General features: G+C 70.7%; 13 protein-coding genes. 6 read left to right on the top strand and 7 right to left on the bottom strand.

Annotated features, from left to right (window positions below):
• Nucleotides 1-114 precede the first annotated feature (114 nt).
• A complete protein-coding gene (locus VKA86_17750; protein ID HKK73050.1) occupies nt 115-5487 on the top strand; it encodes a LamG-like jellyroll fold domain-containing protein in 5373 nt (1790 codons plus the stop codon).
• Nucleotides 5488-5583: 96 nt separating this feature from the next.
• On the opposite strand, the gene VKA86_17745 is transcribed toward VKA86_17750, so the two are convergent.
• Nucleotides 5584-7362 (bottom strand): SEC-C metal-binding domain-containing protein, encoded by a 1779-nt coding sequence (locus VKA86_17745; GenBank protein HKK73049.1) that lies wholly within the window; start codon nt 7360-7362, stop codon nt 5584-5586.
• A gap of 214 nt (nt 7363-7576) precedes the next feature.
• Between VKA86_17745 and VKA86_17740 the strand changes: the two genes are divergently transcribed.
• Nucleotides 7577-8119, top strand: a complete 543-nt coding sequence (locus VKA86_17740) for a YqgE/AlgH family protein (protein HKK73048.1) — start codon at nt 7577-7579, stop codon at nt 8117-8119.
• Nucleotides 8120-8129: 10 nt separating this feature from the next.
• Here the strand turns inward: VKA86_17740 and VKA86_17735 are convergent, their stop codons facing one another.
• The 6 genes from VKA86_17735 to VKA86_17710 form a co-directional block, all read right to left on the bottom strand.
• A complete protein-coding gene (locus tag VKA86_17735; GenBank protein HKK73047.1) occupies nt 8130-8558 on the bottom strand; it encodes a copper-binding protein in 429 nt (142 codons plus the stop codon).
• A gap of 102 nt (nt 8559-8660) precedes the next feature.
• Nucleotides 8661-11744: an efflux RND transporter permease subunit gene (locus tag VKA86_17730; GenBank protein ID HKK73046.1), complete on the bottom strand. Its 3084-nt coding sequence runs from the start codon at nt 11742-11744 to the stop codon at nt 8661-8663.
• 15 nt (nt 11745-11759) lie between these two features.
• Nucleotides 11760-13343, bottom strand: coding sequence for an efflux RND transporter periplasmic adaptor subunit (locus VKA86_17725; protein ID HKK73045.1), 1584 nt, complete (start codon nt 13341-13343; stop codon nt 11760-11762).
• A complete protein-coding gene (locus tag VKA86_17720; GenBank protein HKK73044.1) occupies nt 13340-14581 on the bottom strand; it encodes a TolC family protein in 1242 nt (413 codons plus the stop codon). The genes VKA86_17725 and VKA86_17720 overlap by 4 nt, the downstream gene beginning before the upstream one ends.
• Nucleotides 14582-14586: 5 nt before the next feature.
• A complete protein-coding gene (locus VKA86_17715; protein HKK73043.1) occupies nt 14587-15573 on the bottom strand; it encodes a M56 family metallopeptidase in 987 nt (328 codons plus the stop codon).
• The gene (locus VKA86_17710; GenBank protein ID HKK73042.1) at nt 15570-15977 is read right to left on the bottom strand and encodes a BlaI/MecI/CopY family transcriptional regulator; all 408 of its coding nucleotides are present in this window, start codon (nt 15975-15977) and stop codon (nt 15570-15572) included. The genes VKA86_17715 and VKA86_17710 overlap by 4 nt, the downstream gene beginning before the upstream one ends.
• 190 nt (nt 15978-16167) lie before the next feature.
• On the opposite strand from VKA86_17710, the gene VKA86_17705 reads away from it, so the two are divergent.
• The 4 genes from VKA86_17705 to VKA86_17690 form a co-directional block, all read left to right on the top strand.
• Complete coding sequence (locus tag VKA86_17705; protein ID HKK73041.1) at nt 16168-16563, top strand: hypothetical protein; 396 nt, start codon at nt 16168-16170, stop codon at nt 16561-16563.
• 112 nt (nt 16564-16675) lie between these two features.
• The gene (locus VKA86_17700) at nt 16676-17974 is read left to right on the top strand and encodes a TolC family protein (protein HKK73040.1); all 1299 of its coding nucleotides are present in this window, start codon (nt 16676-16678) and stop codon (nt 17972-17974) included.
• Nucleotides 17971-19917, top strand: a complete 1947-nt coding sequence (locus VKA86_17695) for an efflux RND transporter periplasmic adaptor subunit (GenBank protein ID HKK73039.1) — start codon at nt 17971-17973, stop codon at nt 19915-19917. Before VKA86_17700 ends, VKA86_17695 begins: the two co-directional genes overlap by 4 nt.
• Nucleotides 19910-20722: efflux RND transporter permease subunit (locus VKA86_17690; protein ID HKK73038.1), on the top strand; the 813-nt coding region annotated here is incomplete at its 3' end. The genes VKA86_17695 and VKA86_17690, both read left to right, overlap by 8 nt.

Here is a 20722-nt window from a genome sequence, read left to right as displayed (position 1 = left end):
ACGCCCGCGCTCCGCCATGGAGCGCGTAGGCGCACGCACCACCGGGCCGTCGACCAGGGCGCCCTCCCCACCTGGTCCCGACTGCGCTCGCGCCCGGCCTCACGGGAGACATCCATGCATCACCGCGAATCGCTCCGACGGGCCCTCGTCGTCCTGACGTTGGGCCTGCTGCTGATTCCCTTCATGACCCCCTCCGCCCACGCCCAGTCGGGCCTCGACCTCGACGGCACCGACGACTACGTGAGCTTCGGCCCGGCCTCCGAACTCGGCCTGGGCACCTTCACCCTCGAGCTCTGGTTCCAACGGCAGGGACCGGGAGTCGCGGCCTCCACCGGCAACGGTGGCGTGAGCGCGATCCCCCTGCTCACCAAGGGACGCGGCGAGGCCGACGGCAACGACCGCGACATGAACTGGTTCCTGGGCATCCGTCAGAGCGACGGCGTGCTCGCCGCCGACTTCGAGGAAGGCGCCGGCGGGACGTCGCCGGGCCTGAACCACCCGGTCGTCGGCTCGACCTCGATCGAGACCGGACGCTGGTACCACGCGGCCGCCACCTACGACGGCACGACCTGGCGCCTGTACCTGAACGGTCTGCTCGAGGCCGAACTCGCGGTGGGCGAGCCCCCGCGCAGCGACAGCATCCAGTACGCCGCTCTGGGCGCCGCGCTCACCTCGACGGGCACACCCGCGGGTGCGTTCGACGGCCTGATCGACGAGGCCCGGGTGTGGAACGTCGCGCGCACGCAGGCGGAGATCCAGCAGGACCTCGTGCAGCAGCTCACCACGGGCGCCGGCCTGGTCGGTCGCTGGGGCCTGGACGAGGGCACCGGCACCACCGCGGCCAACTCGATCACGGGCGGCTCCGACGGAACCCTGATCAACGGTCCCGTGTGGGGCCCGAGCGCCCCCTTCGAACTCGACGGTTCGCTGGGCTTCGCCGGCTCGAACGCCTACGTCGACTTCGGCGATCCGGCCGCGCTCGACCTGGCGACCTTCACACTCGAGGGATGGGTCCGTCGCGACGGACCGGGGGTCGCCGCCTCCACGGGCAGCGGTGGTGTGAGCGCCATCCCGCTGATCACCAAGGGACGCGGCGAGGCCGACGGCAACGACCTCGACATGAACTGGTTCCTGGGCATCCGCGAGAGCGACGGCGTGCTCGCCGCCGACTTCGAGGAGGGCGCGACCGGCAGCTCGCCGGGGTTGAACCATCCGGTCGTGGGCGCGACCCCACTGACCACGGGCATCTGGTACCACGTCGCCGCCACCTACGACGGCGTGACGTGGCGCCTGTACCTGAACGGTGAGCTCGACGCCGAACTCGTCGTGGGCGAACCGCCACGCAGCGACAGCCGCCAGCTCGCCGCCCTGGCCAGCGCGCTCCGTTCGACGGGTGCGCCCGAGGGCTACCTCGACGGCGCACTCGACGAGGTCCGCGTGTGGGACTACGCACGCTCGATCGTCGAGATCCAGACCGAGGTGAACAGCCGCATCACGACGGCCCGCACCGGACTCGTCGCCCGCTGGGGCCTGGACGAAGGCGCGGGCTCGACCGTCTTCGGCTCGGCCGGAACCACCGTCGACGGCAGCATCACCGGTTCCGCCTGGGCGTGGGGCAACGCGGCGCCCTTCGACATCGTGGTCGACCCGGAGACCGCTCCGACGGCCCCGACCGGCCTGGCCGCGACGGCCTCGTCGTCCTACACGATCGATCTCACCTGGACGGACAACGCCGACAACGAGCAGAACTACGAGGTGGAACGTTCGACGACGGGCAGCACCGGTCCCTTCGAGCCGCTGGCCACGCTCGCGCAGAACACCACGAGCTTCGCCGAGACGAGCCTCGAACCGGGCACCGAGCGGTGCTACCGCGTCCGTGCGGTGAACACCTTCGGCGCCTCCGGCTGGTCGCTGGTGCAGTGCGCCACGACCCCGGCCGAGGGCGCTTCGTCGCTCGACCTGGCCGGCAGCGACGCCTACACGACCTTCGGCCCGGCACCGGAACTCGGCCTGGCCGAGTTCACGGTCGAGGCCTGGGTCCGTCGCGACGGCGCCGGCATCGCCGCCTTCACCGGCACCGGTGGAGTGAGTGCGATCCCGCTGGTCACCAAGGGACGTGGCGAGTCCGACGGCAACGATCGCGACATGAACTGGTTCCTGGGCATCCGTGAGAGCGACGGCGTGCTCGCCGCCGACTTCGAGGAGGGCGCCGGCGGAACGTCGCCGGGCCTGAACCACCCGGTGGTCGGAACCACGCCGCTCACGACGGGCGTCTGGCACCACGTCGCCATGACCTACGACGGCACCACGTGGCGCCTGTACCTCGACGGCCAGCCCGACGCCGAGCTCGTGGTGGGCCAGCCGCCGCGCAGCGACAGCATCCAGCACGCCGCGCTGGGCACCGCCCTGACCTCGACCGGCATCCAGGAGGGCTACCTCGACGGCGTGCTCGACGAGGTCCGCGTGTGGAACCAGGCCCGCAGCCTGGCCGAGATCCAGGCCACCATCAACGACGAGATCACCGCCCCCACGGCGGGCCTCGTCGCGCGCTGGGGCCTGAACGAAGGCACGGGCACCGACGTCTTCGGCACCGCCGGCACTCCCGTCGACGGCACGATCGTCGGCACCGCCTACAGCTGGGCCGCCAGCGCTCCCTTCGACCTCGACGTGACCCCGACCGATCCGCCCCTCGCTCCCACCGGTCTCGCCGCGACCGCCGTGTCGCCGGCCCAGATCGATCTGAGCTGGACCGACAACGCCGGCAACGAGCTGGGCTACGAGATCGAGCGCTCCACGAGCGGAGCCGGTGGACCCTTCGCACCGGTCGACACGACCTTCGCGAACGCCACCACGTACAGCGACGTCGGACTCACCGCGAGCACCGAGTACTGCTACCGCGTGCGGGCCTACAACAGTGTGGGAAGTTCGAGCACCACCACGGTGCAGTGCGCCACGACGCCCGAGGCGGGAGCCTTCGGCCTCGACTTCACCGGCACCGACGCCTACGTGGACTTCGGCCCCACGGCCACACTGGGTCTCGGGCAGTTCACGCTCGAGGCATGGGTCCGCCGTGACGGCGCCGGCGTGGCGTCGAACACCGGCGCGGGCGGCGTGTTCGCCATTCCCCTGGTCACCAAGGGGCGCGGCGAGGCCGACGGCAACGATCGCGACATGAACTGGTTCCTGGGCATCCGCGAGACCGACGGCGTGCTCGCCGCCGACTTCGAGGAAGGTGCCGGTGGCGCGTCGCCGGGTCTCAACCATCCGGTCACGGGAACCACTCCGTTGCAGACCGGCGTGTGGCACCACGTGGCCGCGACCTACGACGGCACCACGTGGCGCCTGTACCTCGACGGCGTCCTCGACGCCGAGTCCACGGTGGGTCAGCCGCCGCGCTCGGACAGCATCCAGCACGCCGCCCTCGGCAGCGCGCTGAACTCGAGCGGTACCGCCGAGGGCTACCTCGACGGCGTGCTCGACGAGGTCCGCGTGTGGAACTACGCCCGGACCGAGACCGAGATCGCCACCAGCGTGAACCAGGAGATCGAAGGCAGTGCCACCGGTCTGGTCGCCCGCTGGGGCCTGAACGAGGGCACCGGAACGGCGGTCGCCAGCTCGGCCGGCACCGCCGTCGACGGGACGATCAACGGCAGCGGCTACGCCTGGATCGCGGGCGCGCCCTTCGACCTGGTCGTCGACCTGCCGCCGACGGCACCCGTCCTGGTGGGCCCGGCCGACGGCGCGACGGGCGTGTCGACCTCACCGCTGCTCGACGTCACGGTGAGCGACCCCGAGGGCCAGCCGATGACGGTGGAGTTCTACGGGCGGCCGGTGCAGACGGTGACCGCCGAACCCTTCACCATCATCCACCTGCCCGACACGCAGTTCTACAGCGAGACCTACCCCGCCGTGTTCGCCGCGCAGACGCAGTGGATCGCCGAGAACCGCGAGGCGCTGAACATCGTCTACGTGGACCACATCGGCGACATCGTGCAGAACGGCGACGCCGACCCCACGGAGTGGGAGAACGCCTGGGCGGCCATGAGCCTGCTCGAGGATCCGGTCACCACCGGTCTTCCCGAGGGGATCCCGTACAGCGCCACCGTGGGCAACCACGACCAGTCGCCGATCGGCGACCCCGACGGCACCACGAACGGGTACAACCAGTACTTCGGCGTGGATCACTTCAGTGGTCGCTCGTACTACGGCGGCAACTACGGCACCAGCAACGACAACCACTTCAGTCTGTTCAGCGTGGGTGACCTGGACTTCGTCACCCTGAGCCTGGAGTACGACCTGTCACCCGAACCCCAGGTGCTGGCCTGGGCCGACAGCGTGCTCACCGCGCACGCCGACCGCTGGGCGATCGTGAGCAACCACTACACGACCGGTACCGGCAATCCCGCTTCGTTCAGCGGCAACGGTCAGGCGGTGTACGACGCGCTGAAGGGCAACCCGAACTGGTTCCTCACCCTCTGCGGTCACGTGATCGGCGAGGGCCAGCGCGTCGACACCTTCGACGGCAGCACCATGTACACGCTGCTGGCCGACTACCAGAACCGCCCCAACGGCGGCGACGGCTGGCTGCGCATCATGACCTTCGATCCGAGCGCGGGCGAGGTGCAGGTGCAGACCTACTCGCCGACGCTCGACCAGTTCGAGACCGACGCGAACAGTCAGTTCACCCTGCCCATCGACCTGGCCGGCCTGGGAGGCTGGGAGCTGCTCGGCACCGTCGGCGACGTTCCCTCCGACGGCAACGCCCAGCTGAGCTGGCCGGGGCTCGCGTCGGAGACCACGTACGAATGGTACGTGACCGTCAGCGACACCAGCCGCACCGTCACCGGCCCGGTGTGGAGCTTCACCACCGGCCTCGGCGAGCCCCAGGTGCAGGTGCTGTCGCCCAACGGCGGCGAGCAGCTCGTGGTGGGCGACACCGCCGACCTGCAGTGGTCGGCCACGGACGACGGCACCATCGTCGGCATCGACGTCCTGCTGTCGCGCACCGGCAGCGCGGGCGTGTACGACACCCTCGCCGTCGACCTGGCCAACACCGGCAGCTTCAGCTGGACGGTGGCCGAACCGCTCAGCGAGGACGCCTGGCTGAAGGTGGTCGCCCGCGACGACGCCGGCAACAGCGGCGACGACATCAGCGACGCGGCCTTCTCGATCACGTCGGCGGTCGACGCACCTCCGGGATCGGCCCTGCGGACCCAGCTGGTGGGCGCCGCGCCGAATCCGTTCAACCCTCAGACGACCATCCGCTTCGACCTGGCCCAGCGGGAGCGGGTCGATCTGGTGGTGTACGACGTCTCGGGGCGGCGGGTCCGCACGCTGCTCGGCGGTGACACCCTGAACGCCGGGGAACACCGTCAGGTGTGGAACGGCACCGACGATCGCGGCGCGCAGGTCTCCTCGGGGATCTATCTGGTCCGGATGACCGCGGGGGACTACGTGGCACGGAAGAGCGTCGTGTTGGTGAAGTAGGTCGTTGAACCCACGGGTGACGGGAGTCCGGTCTCCACGACCGGGCCCGTCACCCGCAACACACCGACCGTGCGAGCAACCCGCGCGGCCCCGCGATCAGCGAGGCTCTCGGTCCTCGGGCCCGAACTCGAGGTCCTCGTCGTCCTCGAAGACCTCGCGCCAGCGCTCGACGGGGTCCTCGAAGCGCACGCGTGCCGGGTCGAAGTCGTCGGGATCGAAGTCCTGGCCGGCCCAGGAGCGGAACCGCAGGTGCTCGGAATGGCCGGGATCCTCGATCGCCCGCAGGAACTCCTCGTAGCCCCACGCCCCACCGACGTCCTCGGGTGGACATCGGCGCTCCCCCTCCAGGCACACGGGCAACGACCTCGGCGCAGCCTCGCCGGAGCCCTCGAGCACGACTTCGTGCAGCCAGTTGTCGCCGAAGTCGTACACGTAGGTCGCGATCGGGCGCATCATCGGGTCGAGGTAGTCGCGGATCGGGGCCGCCCAGCTCATCTCGACCTCGTCTTCGAATTCGTCGCCGGGGATTCCCAGCTCGACCTCGTGCCGTGTCCGCGGATCGACCACGCGGAAGGCGTGCAGGTGCGAGTCGGTCCATCCCATGCTGTTCTGGATCGCCACGTGCAGGTCCCAGAAGGTCGAGTCCTCGGGGATCCGGATCCGCCGCCACACCATGGGATGCACCCCCAGCAGGCCGATGCGGAACTGGGCGTATCTCTCGGTCTGCGGCTCCTCGGACGGCCCGTCTCCGGCGCTCGCACCCGCCAGCGGAACGTCGACACCGCCCTGCGGCTCGGTGTCGAGGTGGAAGCGGACGAAGTCCCCGAGCTGCGGCGTGGCCCGCACGCGGATCTCGTCGGCGACGTAGCGCGCGTTGCCCTTCGGGTCGACCTCGGCGAGTCCGGCGAACTCCATCAGGTTCTCGAGCATGCGCAGGCGGTAGCCGAGGCCCAGGAGACGGCGCGCCGAGAAGAACTGGGTGTCGGGACACTCGTCGATCGCGGCCGGATACGCGCGGGCGAAGAGCTCCTCGTAGAAACTGCTCGGGCGCCACGTGCCGCCGTAGCGCTGCAGCAGGAGCAGGGTGTAGGCGAACGATTGCTGGATGATCCTCAGCGGGGGTAGCCGGTCCCGCGCGCCCACGTCGATCCGGGTGGCCACGGCCTCGAACAGCAGCCGGTACACGGCGCCCGCCGATCCGGTGGCGAGCAGCTCGTCGCAGCGCCGCGTGCGGTGGATCCTGCCCGCGGTGACCTCGAGCAGTCCGGCCTCGATGGCCGCGTGGTGGGTGCGGACCAGCGGCGGGAAGTCCTCTTCGCTCTGCACACCGGTGTGCCGCGTGAACTCGCGGTAGTCCTCCGGACCCAGCGCGCGCTCGGCCGCGGTGCGTGCCACCGCCCGCGGCAGGTTGCCCTTGGCCGTCAGCCGCAGACCCTTGTCGTCGATGGCCTCGACGATCGCGGTGAAGCAGTCGGTCATCTCGCACCGCGGCGGCGCGGCCGGTTCCTCGGCGAACTCCACGACCGCGGGACTGTCGAAGGGCTTGCCGAGCAGCGCCTGCATGGTCTCGGGATCGAGGCCGTCGAAGTCCGCGAGGCCCTGACGGTTGTGGCAGCCCACGCGGTCGTCCAGGAAGCCCTGGAGCTGCTCGATCGAGTCGAAGCTCTGCCCGGCGACCTCCCGGCGCAGGGTCGCGAAGATGTCGTCCAACTCACCGCGGAGCTCGTCGGCCCGTTCGGCGCGCGGCCGCGCGGGATCGTCGACCGGTGGCGCGGGCTCGGCGGCGGGCTTGCGCGGATCGCCGCAGCAGCGCTTGTACTTGCGGCCGCTGCCGCAGGGGCACGGGTCGTTGCGGCCGGGGCGGTTTCGGCTCATGGTGCCGGGTTCCTCTCGTCGTCGTCCGCGGGACTCTCGAAGCATGGACGGCCTGCGATCCCCCGCGCTCCACCTGTGGTGCTCGGCCATGATCGGACCCCGGTTCCAGGCCTGTCACGGGATTTCCCCGCCGTCCCTGCCCCGATGCGCCCTGCCGGCCGCTGTGCTAGGTTCGCCCACGGACGCATCGCCCCGAGAGAAACGAGGACCCGCCGTGCAGAACCTCCAGGGCCAGCTCCTCATCTCCAGCGCGGGACTGTACGACCCGAACTTCCGCCACACCGTGGTGCTGATCGGCGCCCACGGCGACGAGGGCGCGCTCGGCGTGGTCCTGAACCGCCCGGCCGGCGTGGCCATCGCCGACGCCGCACCACCGCTGATGCCGATCACCGGGCGCGAGGCGATACTCTACCAGGGCGGCCCCGTCCAGCCCGACCAACCGGTGCTGTTGGCCGAGTTGTCCGATCCCTCGCTGGCCGACGTGCACGTCTTCGACGCGATCGGCTTCCTCACCGGCGAGCTGTCGGAGACCGCGCGCACGGCGATCCGGCGCGCGCGGGTGTACGCAGGATACTCGGGCTGGGGCCCGGGGCAGCTGGAAGACGAGATGGCGGCCGACACGTGGATCGTCGAGCCCCCGCGGGTCGAGGACGTCTTCACCGACGACCCCGACGGCCTGTGGAAGCGGATCCTCCAGCGCAAGGGACCGCGCTACAAGCACATCTCGATGATGCCCTTCGATCCGCGCGTCAACTGACGCGGGCCGGCTACTCCTCGCCGACCTTCCGGAACTCCAGCTCGGTTCCCGGCGGCAGCTCCTCCATCGAGGTCAGCCGCAGCGGCGGTGATCCACCCCAGCGCACCTCGAACACGAAGCGCACGCTGTCGCCGGGCGCGAAGGCCGACAGATCGACCTCGTCGGCCACGGGAAAGCCCATGGTCATGGCGTCCATGCCCACGGCCTCGCCGCTCGAGTTGACGAAGTCGGGGATCGCCTCGTGGCGGATCATCAGTTCCAGCCCCCCGGGGCCGGGCAGCTGACGGACGATACCGCGCACGTCGTAGCGCTGCAGGTCGGTCGGCTCTTCGGTGGTCGTGGCTTCCTCGCCACCACCATCACCGCCACCGCAGGCCACGAGGCCGAACGACGACACCACGAGAACGACTGCGAACATGCGAAGGAAGAAGCCGGCCATGGCCGTGCCTCCGATCCGGTCGGGGCCGTGGAGAATCTGCGCGAGACCCCGAATGGATAGCGGAATCGGGGGTCGGCGGCCAATCCGGAGCCGTTCCGGGATCTACGCCGTCTCCGTCTCCGGCCGCGACGGAACCGTCCCCCACCGCGCGAACAACACCGGCACGAGCACGAGGTTCAGGAAGGTCGACGTGAGCAGACCGCCCAGGATCACCTGCCCCATCGGCGACTGGATCTCGTTGCCCGCGTCGTGTCCGGCCAGCACCAGCGGCACGAGCGCGAGTCCCGCCGTCAGCGCGGTCATCAACACCGGCGCGAGGCGTTCCTCGGATCCTCGCCGTACGGCCTCGGCGCGCTCCAGTCCTTCGCGCATCAGATCCTGGTACCGCGTCACCAGCAGCACGCCGTTGCGCGTGGCGATCCCGAAGAGAGTGATGAATCCCACCAGTGCGGCGATGCTCAACACGCCTTCGCCCAGGGCGACGGCGACGATCCCCCCGATCAGTGCGAGCGGCAGGTTCACCAGCACGATCAACGTGGCTCGGTGGTTCCGGAAGGCCAGGAACAACGCGGCGTACATGCCCACGAGGACCAGTCCAGAGAGCAGGGTGATCGTCCGCGCACTGCGCGCCCCCTCCTCGAACTGACCTCCGTAGGTCACGCGGTAGCCCACCGGAAGATCGACGGCGGCGTCGACCGCGGCCCGCGCCCGCTCGACCGTGCCGGCCAGGTCGGCGCCCTCGATGTTGGCGGTGAGCATGCCGACCCGCTGCACGTTCTCGCGCCGGATCAGGCTGGGCCCCAGATCGAAGCGCACCTCGGCCAGGTCTCCGAGCTCGAGCACGCGGCCGTCGTGGGTGATCACCGGCAACTCGGTCAACTGGTCCCGGTGTTCGCGCAGCCGCTCGGGAAGGCGTACCACCACGCGCGACACCACGCCGTCCTCGACGATCTCGCCCACGCGCGTGCCCTGGAACGCGGCCTCGACGAAGCGCGAGAGGTCGGCCGCGCTGAGCCCGTAGCGCGCGAGGGCCGGGCGGTCGAAATCCACCAGCAGTTGCGGGATGCTGGCTTGCTCGGTGTTGCTCAGGTCGACGATCCCGTCGACGGTGCTCACCACTTCCTCGATCCGTCCGGCGATTCCACGGATCACCGACAGCTCGGGCCCGAACACCTTGATCGCCAGGTTGGACTTGCTGCCCGAGATCATGTGGTCGATGCGGTGACTGATCGGCTGCCCGAAACTCACGTTCGCACCGGGGATCACCGCCACGGCTTCGCGCATCTCGGCCAGCAGACGGGGCTTGTCGATCCCCTCGCGCAGCACGACCTCCATCTCCGAGGCGTTCACGCCCTGCACGTGTTCGTCCTTCTCGGCGCGGCCGGTGCGGCGGCTGGTCGACACCACTTCGTCGAAGCCGAGCAGGACCTCTTCGACCTGCCGCCCGACCGCGTCGCTCTCGGCGAGCGTGATCCCCGGCGGACTGACCACGCTCACGGTCAACGAACCCTCGTTGAACGGAGGCAGGAAGCTGCGACCGAGGAACGGCACCGCCGCCACCGCCACGGCCACCAACGAAGCCGTGGTGACGATCACGACCGCCGGCCGGCGCAGCGCTCCGCCGAGCAGACCGTGGTACGCGCCGCCGAGGATTCGCAGCAACCAGGGCTCGCGAGGCTTGCGGTCGGCCACGTTGCGCAGCAGCAGGTACGACAGCGCGGGCGTCACCGTCACCGACACCAGCAGCGACGCCGCCAGCGAGACCAGATACGCGAAGCCCAGGGGCTCGAGCAGCCGCCCCTCCATGCCCGGCAGGAAGAACAGCGGCACGAAGACCATCACGATGATCAGCGTGGCGAAGAAGATCGCCCCGAGCACGCTCGACGCCGCCCCGAACACCACGTCGAGCGCCGCGCGTCCACCCCTGGCCTCGGATTCACGCAGCCGCCGGAACACGTTCTCGACCACGATGATCGCGTCGTCGACGAGCGCCCCGATCGCGATCGTGAAACCGCCGAGGGTCATGGTGTTCAGGGTGCCGCCCAGCGCCGAGATCACCAGGATCCCGGCCACCAGCGACAGCGGGATCGCCACCGCCGAGATGAAGGTGGTCCGCAGGTCCCCGAGGAACAGGAACAGGATCACGATCACCAGGATCGCACCGTCGCGTAGCGCCTCGCTGATGTTGTGGATCGCCGTGCGGATGAAGTCGGACTGACGGAAGTTCTCGCGCTCGATCACCACGCCCTCGGGCAGCGTGCGCTCGACGTCGGTCAGCACCGCGTCGACTCGTTCCATGAGGTCGAGCGTGTTCGCGCCGGGTTGCTTCTGCACGCTCAGGATCACGGCGGGCTCGGCGTTGTACGACGCGATGCCTCGCTTCGGCTCGGCGCCCACGCGAACGGTCGCCAGATCGGCCACGGTCACGGGCACGCCGTCGACCACCTTCACCACCGCCCTCGCCAGGTCGTCGGCGTCGAGCGCGCGGGCCAGACCGCGCACCAGGTACTCCTGACCACGGTCGACGTGGAATCCGGCCGCGGGATTGCGCGACACCTCCTCGAGGACCGCGGCCATGTCGCCCACACTCACCCCGTGCTGCACCAACGACGGGACGTCGACCTCGACCTGGTACTCGCGCACGTCGCCACCGATCGGGCTGACCTGCGAGATCCCGGGAATGGCGAGCAGGGCGCGACGCATCGTCGTCTCGGCGAGCCGCCGCAGTTCGCCGGGGCCGACCTCGTCGCTCGCGGTCAGGGCGACGAAGGTGATCTCGCCCATGATCGAACTGATCGGCCCCATCTCGGGCGGCACGACCTGCTCGGGCAGGCCCACCTTCTGCACGCGCTCCGACACCACCTGCCGCGCGCGGTAGATCTCCTCGCCCCAGTCGAACTCGGCCCAGATCACCGAGATCCCCGCCGCCGACACCGAGCGCACGCGCCGGATCCCGGGCGCGCCGTTGAGCGCCGACTCCAGAGGAAAGGTCACCAGCTTCTCGATCTCCTCGGGCGCCATGCCCGGGCCCTCGGTGAGCACGGTCACCGTGGGTGCCGTGAGATCGGGGAACACGTCGACCGGCATGCGGGTGATGCGCACCACGCCGGCGGCGAGCAGCACCACGGCCGCACCGAGCACGAAGAAGCGATGATGGAGCGAGAGTCGGATCAGGCCTCGGAGCATGCTTCGTCCTCGCGGCTAGTGCACGTGCCCGTGGCCGGCGCCACCCGAGCTCACCAGGCTGGCGCGCCGGATCGTCGACCCACCCTCGATCACCACGCGCTCGCCGACGGGGATTCCGTCGACCAGCAATCGGTCGCCCTCGCGACCGCGCACCTCGATCTCGTGGCGCTCGAAGGTCTCGCCGTCGAGCTGGACGAACACCACCGGAACCCCGGCATCGTCGACCACCGCGGACACCGGGACCACGATCCCCTCCGCGCCTTCGGCCAACAGGATCTCGGCCTCGACCGCGGCACCCAGCCGTAGACGCGCCGTGCCCGTGGTCACGCGCACCAGGCTCGACACACGACCGGTGCGGGGGCTCACCTCCGGCGCCACCGCGACCAACGCGACGTCTTCGAAGAGCGTGCGACTCCGGTCACCGGTGGCGCGCACCCAGAGTCCCTGCACACCCGACTGCAGGCGATCGGCGTCGTGCGGAACCAGGTGCACCTCGACCCACACCGGCTCCACGCGCACCAGGCGGACCAGCGGGTCGCCGGCCGACACGGCCTGTCCCGGCCCGACGAGGATCTCGGCCACTTCGCCGGTGAAGGGCGCGGTCACCTCGAGCATCGGTGGCTGCGCTCCCGACACGTCGCTCCCGCGGACCACGTCCGTCTGCCGGCGGACCGCCTCGGCCTGCGCCTGCAGGGTCTCGACCCGCGCGCGGGCGGCGTCGACCTCGGCCGTGCTCACCGCGCCCATCTCGACCAGGCCCTCCAAGCGCTCCAGGCGCTCGCGGGCGAGCGTCAGGGCCGCACGCTTCTCCGTCGCGACGGCCCGGAGCTCGGACAACGTGCGTCCCTGCGACACGCGCGAAGTGAGCGCCATGACCGTTTCACCGGTCGTGCGCGCCAGGCCAACGTGGGGCCACGGCTCCGACACGACGATCCCGTCGATCGGTGCGGTCACCTGCAACTCGCCGCCGGCGGCCGGACGCACCCGGCCGGTGCCGCGCGCGGTTTCGCGGATGCGTCCGACCTCCGCCCACCCGGTCGCGAAGCGCGCGGTCCACTGCTGTTCCTTGAGGAAGGACACGGTCTCGAGACTGCTCGCGTCGCCATCGCCGTTCAGCAGTCGGCCGGGATCGTCCTCGGTACCGACACGGAGACGGCCCGCCGCGACGTCCTCGGTCCGCCCCGCTCCCTCCACGCGGAAGACCAGGTCGAACTCGCCGGTCTGCGACGGCAGCATCAACAGCTCGAAGATCCCGTCGCGCAGCGTGCGGTCGCGCCGGAAGACCGACTCGTCGCCCGCGTCGTCGCGCAGCACGATCGCCACCACGCCTTCTTCCAGCGCCTCGAAGCCGTCGAGCACGGTGACGTGCGTCAGCACCCCGCTGCTCCGGCCGGCGACGATCGGTTCGCCTTCGGCGAAGATCTCGAACGCCGAACCCCAGGCGGTGACGGCCCACGAACCTTCGACCTCTTCGTGCGCATGCGCGTCGGCCTCGTCGGCGTGCTCGTGACCGTGGTCGTCCTCGGCGGTGCCGGTGGGTCCTCCACAGCCGACCGCGAACAGGAGCGCGCAGCTCCACACCAGGAATCGCTCGCTCATTCCCCGCTCCCTCCGGCCGTCTCCGACCGCGTGTTCAGTTCCAGCTCGCGGTGCGCGGCCAGGGCCAGCGCGTGCAGGTCGAGCGCGGCGAGACGGCTCGCGATCACCGACCGCAACGCGTCGAGCAGATCCGTGGTGCTGCTCTCTCCGGCCAGGAACGACGCGCGGGCGGCGTCGATCACCCCGCTCGCGTCGTCGAGGGCGACCCCGACCTCGTCCGCGGTCTCCGCCAGCGTGCGGTAGGTCTCGACGGCCACCTGTCGTTCCGCGCGGGCGCGACGTTCGCTCCGCACCAGACGCGCCTCGGCCAGGGCCCGTTCACGGCGGGTCCGGGTGCGCGTGTCCTGATCCCGATCGAAGAGCGGGATCTCCCACGTCGCGCCGAAGACCGGTCCGCTGAAGTCGTCACCGGCTTCGGCGATGCGCGTCCATCCGAAGCCGAGCTCGGGGAACTCGAGGACACGACCGGCCCGCCGCGCCGTGGCCTCGGCGGCGTCCACTTCGCTGCGCCGCGCCCGGACGTCGGCGCGCGTGAAGTCCGAAGAGATCCCGGCGCCCTCCGGCAGATCGGGGAGTCGTGGCACCGCATCGGTGGGCAGGGCACCGTGCGCGCTCGCGGCCCGCCCGCGTTGGTGTGCGCGTTCGGCCTCGGCGTCCGCCAGGTCGACCACGGCCTGGCCGACCTCCAGCGAGAGTCGACGCGCCGCCAGCGGAGAGTCCTCACCGCGCTCGGCGCGCAGCCGCGCACGCTGCTCCAACGCTCGCAACTGATCGACGTGTTCGCGCAATGCCGTGGAGCGCGCGTGCGCCACGGCCCAGTCCGCGAAGACGGCGCGCATGCGCCGGCGTAGCTGCACGCGACGCCAGGCCAGGTCGTGGCGCGCGGCCTCCACTGCGGCGTCGGCCGCGTCGATCGCCGCACTCCGGCGTCCGTCGAGCGGCGGCTTCCACCCCAGGCGGAACGTGGCCTGATCCGCCGCACCGTCCGGAGCCTCGACCTCGGCATCGACGACGGGATTGGCGAGAGTCCCCGCCCCCATGCGCGTGGCCTCGGCATCGGCCATCCGATCGCCGAGCGCGATCACGGCCGGGTGCCCGGCGTCGAAGACACGCAGGAACTGCGATTCGTCGATCAGGGTCGCCGCGCGCACGTCGTCGACACGAACGCCGCCGAGAAGCACGCTGCCGAGAAGGATCGCGAGTGCACCGCACCGCGCGATCGACTGGGATCGATCCATGGGACTCACCCGACGAGGACGTGGAGAACGGTTTCCACCGCGTGGTGCAGTGGATCGGCGAGCAGGGTTGCGGACAGGGCGAGGCCTCCGGCCACGACGAGCAGCAGGCGGCGTCCGCACCGGACGTAGGGATCTTCGCGCAGGAGGGCGTGGACCCGAGCGTCGACCGGGCCGGCATCGACTGCGAGCAGGGCCGGGCCGGGCGCGGAGCATCCGGCGCGCAGCCGCGCCACCCGCAGGATCACGCCCGCCACCTCCAGCGGATCCCCCGCGCGCCGGGCGGCGCGCTCGTCGCAGGCCTGCTCCCCCGCCAGCTCGAGATCGGCGTGCAGCCGCCGCGCCACGACGGGAAGGTGGGTCCACGACGCCAGTCCGACGACCACGCGCCACCAACCGTCGCGACGGTCACGGTGCGCAGCCTCGTGCTCGAGCACCACGTCCAGGGCGCGGTCGTCGAGGCAGTCCTGCAGCGCGGTCGACACGATCGTCCGGCGATCCCCGAGTCCCAACGACCACGCGAAGGGCTCGGGAGCCGGGACCACCCACACGCCACGACGCTCGTCGCGCGCGGCAACCCGCAGCAGTGTCCGCGTCGTCCGCCACGAGCCGAACACGCGCCACGCGTACCGGCCGGCCATGGTCGCGGCCGCCAGCACGGCGAGTGCGATCACCCACCACGACCATGAACCGAACACCACCTCGGGAGGATGGTTCGGGCACAGATGGATGTGATGGTCGTCGTGGGCCGCGCAATGATCCAGGTGGGGAACGAAGGATCCCACGAGCTTCGGAGCGAAACAGGCGACGGTGAAGAGCGTGGCCACCACGAGCGGTGCCACTCCGAGCACGCGGAGCCCGAACGCCCGCTGCGCGGGGACGACGGCCGCCAGCGAGGGTCGGATCGCGGGATACAGGACGGCGATCGCGGTCGAGGTCAGGAGGAGCGACGCCCACCACAGGGCGAGCCCGACCTGGATCAGGCCCCAGCTCACGACTCCCCCGTTCGACGGCGCTGCTCGATCCGTCGGGCGACGAGACGCTCGAGGTGCTCCAGCTGTTCGGGATCGATGCTCTCGGTGAGATCCACGAAGGCCGAGATCGTCTCGGCCGCGCTTCCACCGGACACCCGCTCCACCACTCGGCGCAGGGCGAGCGTCTGGAAGTCGGTCCGGCTCAGCGCCGGCGCATAGACGTGCGCGTGGCTCACCTTCGTCCGATCCAGGAGCCCTTTGCCGTGCAACCGCTTCAGGGTGGACTGTACCGTGTTCAGCGTGATCCCCCGTTCGCGGCCCAGTGCTGCGTGCACCGCCTTCGCGTCGGCACGGCCGTGGTCCCAGAAATGCTCGAGAACGGCGAACTCGAGGTCGCCGAGGCGGGAGATCTCGGGTTCGCGCACGATCACGGCCTTTCGGGAGTGGGGGGCGATTCGCGAGAGTGCAAGGTAGGAGCCAAAAAACCGACTGTCAATCGGTCTTGAGGCCTGCCGCGCTCGCTTGACACAAGCGTCACTTGCCCGGTTCTCGAACGGACCCTAGCCTTGATCGTACCCGCGACCCGTGCAGATCCCGCACCCGGAGCCCCCGCCCGTGCGCGTCACTCTCTCCATCCTGCTCCTGCTGTCGGCGGCCCTGGTGGCCCCGACCGCCCCCGGCGCGGTCGCTTCCGCGGCGCCGTCGACGGGGTGCGGGTGCGGGCAGGATGCCATGGCGGCATGCGCCATGGGCTGTTGCACCGACGACGCGGTCCCGGCGGACGACGCCAGCGAACTCTGCGACTGCGGCCTGACCGAAGCCGTCCCGGCCGCTCCGGCCGTTCCCACCACGTCGGGATCCGAGAAGCCGATCCGCGACGTGGCCCAGGAGCGCGCACCCGGTGTCGCCGCTATGGCGGGCTTCAGCGCGGCCACCGCCGTCCACGAGGACTCCGCTCCGCCTCCGCTCCACGCGCCGGTTCCCTCCGACCTCTGCGTCTGGCGCAACTGATCCCCGTCGACGACGGCGACCCCATCGGTCGCCGAAGGCGCGTCCGTGGCGTGGTGCCGCGGACCGTTCCTCGAACGTCGACCCGGCACCGACCGGGACACGGGGAGATCCCATGCACATGCCATGGACCGCGCGCGTCCTCGCCGGCGCGGGTCTGCTGCTCGCGACCACCACGGCCACGGCGCAGACCACGCCGTACGAAGAACTGCGCGCCGAAGCCGCCGTGAACAGTCCGGCCGTGCGAGCCGCGCACGAAGACTGGATCGCGGAACGCGCGCGCGCCGACGCCAGCGGCAAGCTGCCCGACCCGCGCCTGACCTACGGTCGCTTCCTGCAGCCGGTCGAGACGAGGATCGGTCCGCAGGAACACCAGCTGGCGCTGCAACAGACGGTTCCGTGGTTCGGGAGCCTGGGCCGGGAACGCGCGGCGGTGACCAGCGCTGCCGACGCGGCCCGCGCGCGCCTGCACGCGACCTGGCTCGAGGTCGAGCTGGAGCTGACACGCACCCTGCACGAGCTGCACCGCCTCGACGGCACGCTCGCGATCGAGCGCGATGCCTTCGAGCTGCTGCAACAGTTCGAGGACGTCGCCCAGACCCGCCTGCGCGTGAACCGGTCCACCACGGCCGATCTGCTCCGCCTGCAGGTCGAGCTGGGACGAGCGGAAGATCGTCTACGACGGCTCGAGGACCAGCGCGCCCCCGTCGTCGCCCGGCTGAACGCTCTGCTCGATCGGCCGCGCGGCACCGACGTCGACATCACCCCACCGCTGCGCACCTGGCCGGCGCTCGCGCCCCGCGACTCGCTCGATCTCCGACTTCAACGGAACCATCCAAGCCTCCGCGCCCTGCAGTTCGAGATCGAACGCCAGCAACGCCGCACCGAGATCGCCCGCGATCGCGGCCGACCCGATCTCACGGTCGGCCTCGTCCACACCTTCGTCGACGAACGCGACGTGTCCGACCTCGACGGCAACGGCGACGACGCCACGCTGGCGACCGTCTCCATCAACCTGCCACTGTGGCGCGGCAAGATCGGCGCCGGCGTCCGCGAAGCCCAGCGCCGTCGAGCCGCGGGCGAATCGAGGGTCCGCCGTGTGCGCAACGAACTCGACGCTGCGCTCGCACAGGCCCTGTACGAGTTCGACGACGCCGAACGCCGCGCGGAACTCTACGAAGACACCCTGGTGCCGAAGGCCGACGAGAGCCTCGGCGCCACGCTCGACGCCTACGCCACCGGACGCGCCGATTTCGGCGAGCTGATCGACGTACAGCGCACGGTGCTCACGTTCCAGCGCGAGCTGCTCGAAGCCCGTGTCGACCGCGCGAACGCCCGTGCCCGCGTCGCGAGCCTGGTTCCCGATCCCGCGGCGATCCGCACCGCTCTCGCGTCCCTGGAGGAATCGCGATGACTCTCCGCAAGCTTCTGCGCCACCCCGCGACGCTGCTGATCACGGTGATCGCCGCCTTCGCGATCGGGCTCGCCCTGGGCGGCGGCGACGACGCCACCACCACCGGACACGATCACGATCACGCCACGGCGACCGAAGCCGACTCCGGGCCGCAGGTCTACACCTGTTCCATGCACCCGTCGGTCCGGCTCGAGGACCCCGACGCCAAGTGCCCGATCTGCTTCATGGACCTCATCCCCGTCACGAACGACGGCGGCGGGCCCGGTGCGGAACGCCGCCTCGCCCTCGACGCGTCGGCGGTCGCCGCCGCGCGGATCCGCACGACCAAGGCCACGCGCTTCTTCCCCGAGGCCGAGGTCCGCCTGTACGGCAAGATCACCGAGGACGAGACTCGCGTCGCGCGCCTGACCGCCTACGTCCCCGGCCGCATCGAACGATTGTTCGTGAACTACGTGGGCGTGCCGGTGAACCGTGGCGAACACGTGGCCGACCTGTACAGTCCGGAACTGCTCACCGCCTTCGCCGAGGTTCGCGAAGCAGCGCGATCGGCCCGCGAGGCCCAGAACATGTCACCGGTGGTGCGGTCGTCGTCGCAGGAGGTCCTGAGGTCCGCGCGCGAGAAGCTGCGCCTGCTCGGGGTGGACCGCGAGACGATCGCCGCCGCCGAGCGCGGCGAGCACGACCGCGACCGCTTCACGATCACCGCGCCGATCGGCGGCGTGGTCACCGAGCTGCAGGTGCGCGAGGGTGACTACGTCGACACCGGCGAAGTGATCGCCACCGTCGCCGACCTCGACCGGTTGTGGGTCGATCTCGAAGCCTACGAGAGCCAGCTCGCCCGTCTGGCGTGGGGACAGGCGGCCACGTTCACGGTCGAAGCCCACCCCGGCGAGGTCTTCGAGGGCCGCATCGCGTTCATCGAACCCGTGGTCGACCAGCAGACGCGGACCGCGGCCGTTCGCATCGCCGTCGACGACTCCGAACGGCGTCTGAAGCCCGGCATGTTCGCCACGGCCACCGTGCGCACACGCATCGACGCCTCGGGAGCGGTGCTCACCGACGAACTCGCCGGCCGCTGGGTCGCGCCCATGCACCCGACGGTCGTGCGCGACGAGCCGGGCACCTGCGAGGTCTGCGGCATGGACCTGGTCCGCGCCGAATCGCTGGGCATCGTCGCCGATCCCACGACCGCCACCCCGCCGCTGGTCATCCCGCGGTCGGCCGTGCTCTTCACCGGTGAACGATCGATCGTCTACGTACAGGTGCCCGACACCGAGATGCCGACCTTCGAGGCGCGCGAGGTGCGCATCGGCCCGCGGGCGGGAGACTTCGTGACCGTGCGCGAAGGCCTCGAGGCCGGTGACGAAGTGGTCACCCACGGCGCCTTCCGGATCGACAGCGACATGCAGATCGCCGCCAAGCCCAGCATGATGATGCCCCGCGACGGTGGCGACCCCGAGCAGCCCGATGTGCCCGAGGCCTTCGTCGCGAGCCTCGATCCGGTGTACGAGGCCTACCTCGCGTTGCAGGAAGCCCTGGCCGACGACGACGTCGAGGCCGCGCGCGCCGCCGCCGCGACGATGGACGAAGCCGTCGAGGGCGTGCGCTCGGCCATGCTCGTGGGCGCGCCGCTGTCCGACTGGCGCCGCCTGCGCGCCGGGCTGCGGATCGAGGCCGCCGACACCGACATCGAGGCCCTCCGCTCGGACTTCTACGCGCTGAGCCAGACGTTGATCTCGTTGCAGGACCGCTTCGGACACACGCTCGATCGCGAACTGGTGGTCGCGTGGTGTCCCATGGCCCTCGACGACCAGGGCGCGCCGTGGATCCAATCGGGCCGCACCATCGACAACCCCTACTTCGGATCGATGATGCTGCGTTGCGGCGAGGTCCGCCGCGAGCTGCCGGCGCGGGTCGCCCACGGAGGCCACGGGCATGAATGAAGGCGGTCCGGTCAGCGCGCTGATCCGCTTCTGCCTGCAGCAGAAGTTGATCGTGTTCCTGATCACGGTCGTCGTGATCGGCGCGGGGGTCATGGTCGCGCCCTTCGCGTGGGAACTCGAAGGCTTCCCGCGCGATCGCGTGCCCGTCGACGCCATTCCCGACATCGGCGAGAACCAGCAGATCGTCTTCACCGAGTGGGCCGGCCGCAGCCCGCAGGACATCGACGACCAGATCACCTACCCGCTCACCGTGGCCCTGCTGGGCATTCCCGGCGTGAAGGACATCCGAAGCTACTCGGTGTTCGGCTTCTCCACCGTGTACGTGGTGTTCGAGGACGGCGTCGAGTTCTACTGGTCGCGCTCGCGTGTGCTCGAAAAGCTGAGCTCCCTTCCCGCGGGCACGCTGCCACCCGGCGTGAAACCCACCCTGGGACCCGACGCCACCGCGCTCGGCCAGGTCTTCTGGTACACGCTCGAGGGCCGCGATCCCGACGGCGATCCCACCGGCGGCTGGGACCTGCACGAGCTGCGCTCGATCCAGGACTTCACGGTGAAGTACAAGCTGGCCGGCGTGAAGGGTGTGAGCGAGGTCGCGTCGATCGGCGGCTTCGTCCGGGAGTACCAGGTCGACGTCGACCCCGACGCCATGCGCGCGGCCGACGTCGGCCTCGATCAGGTGATCGACGCCGTCCGCCGGTCGAACCTCGACGTGGGCGCGCGCACCATCGAGGTGAACCGCGCCGAGTACGTGGTGCGCGGCGTGGGCTTCGTGGAATCGATCGAGGACCTCGAACTCACCGCGATC

The sequence above is a fragment of the Candidatus Krumholzibacteriia bacterium genome (assembly GCA_035268685.1).
Lineage (GTDB): Bacteria > Krumholzibacteriota > Krumholzibacteriia > JAJRXK01 > JAJRXK01 > JAJRXK01.
Note: the sequence above shows the minus strand (reverse complement) of the source record. Positions and strands in the feature narration are given on the sequence as shown.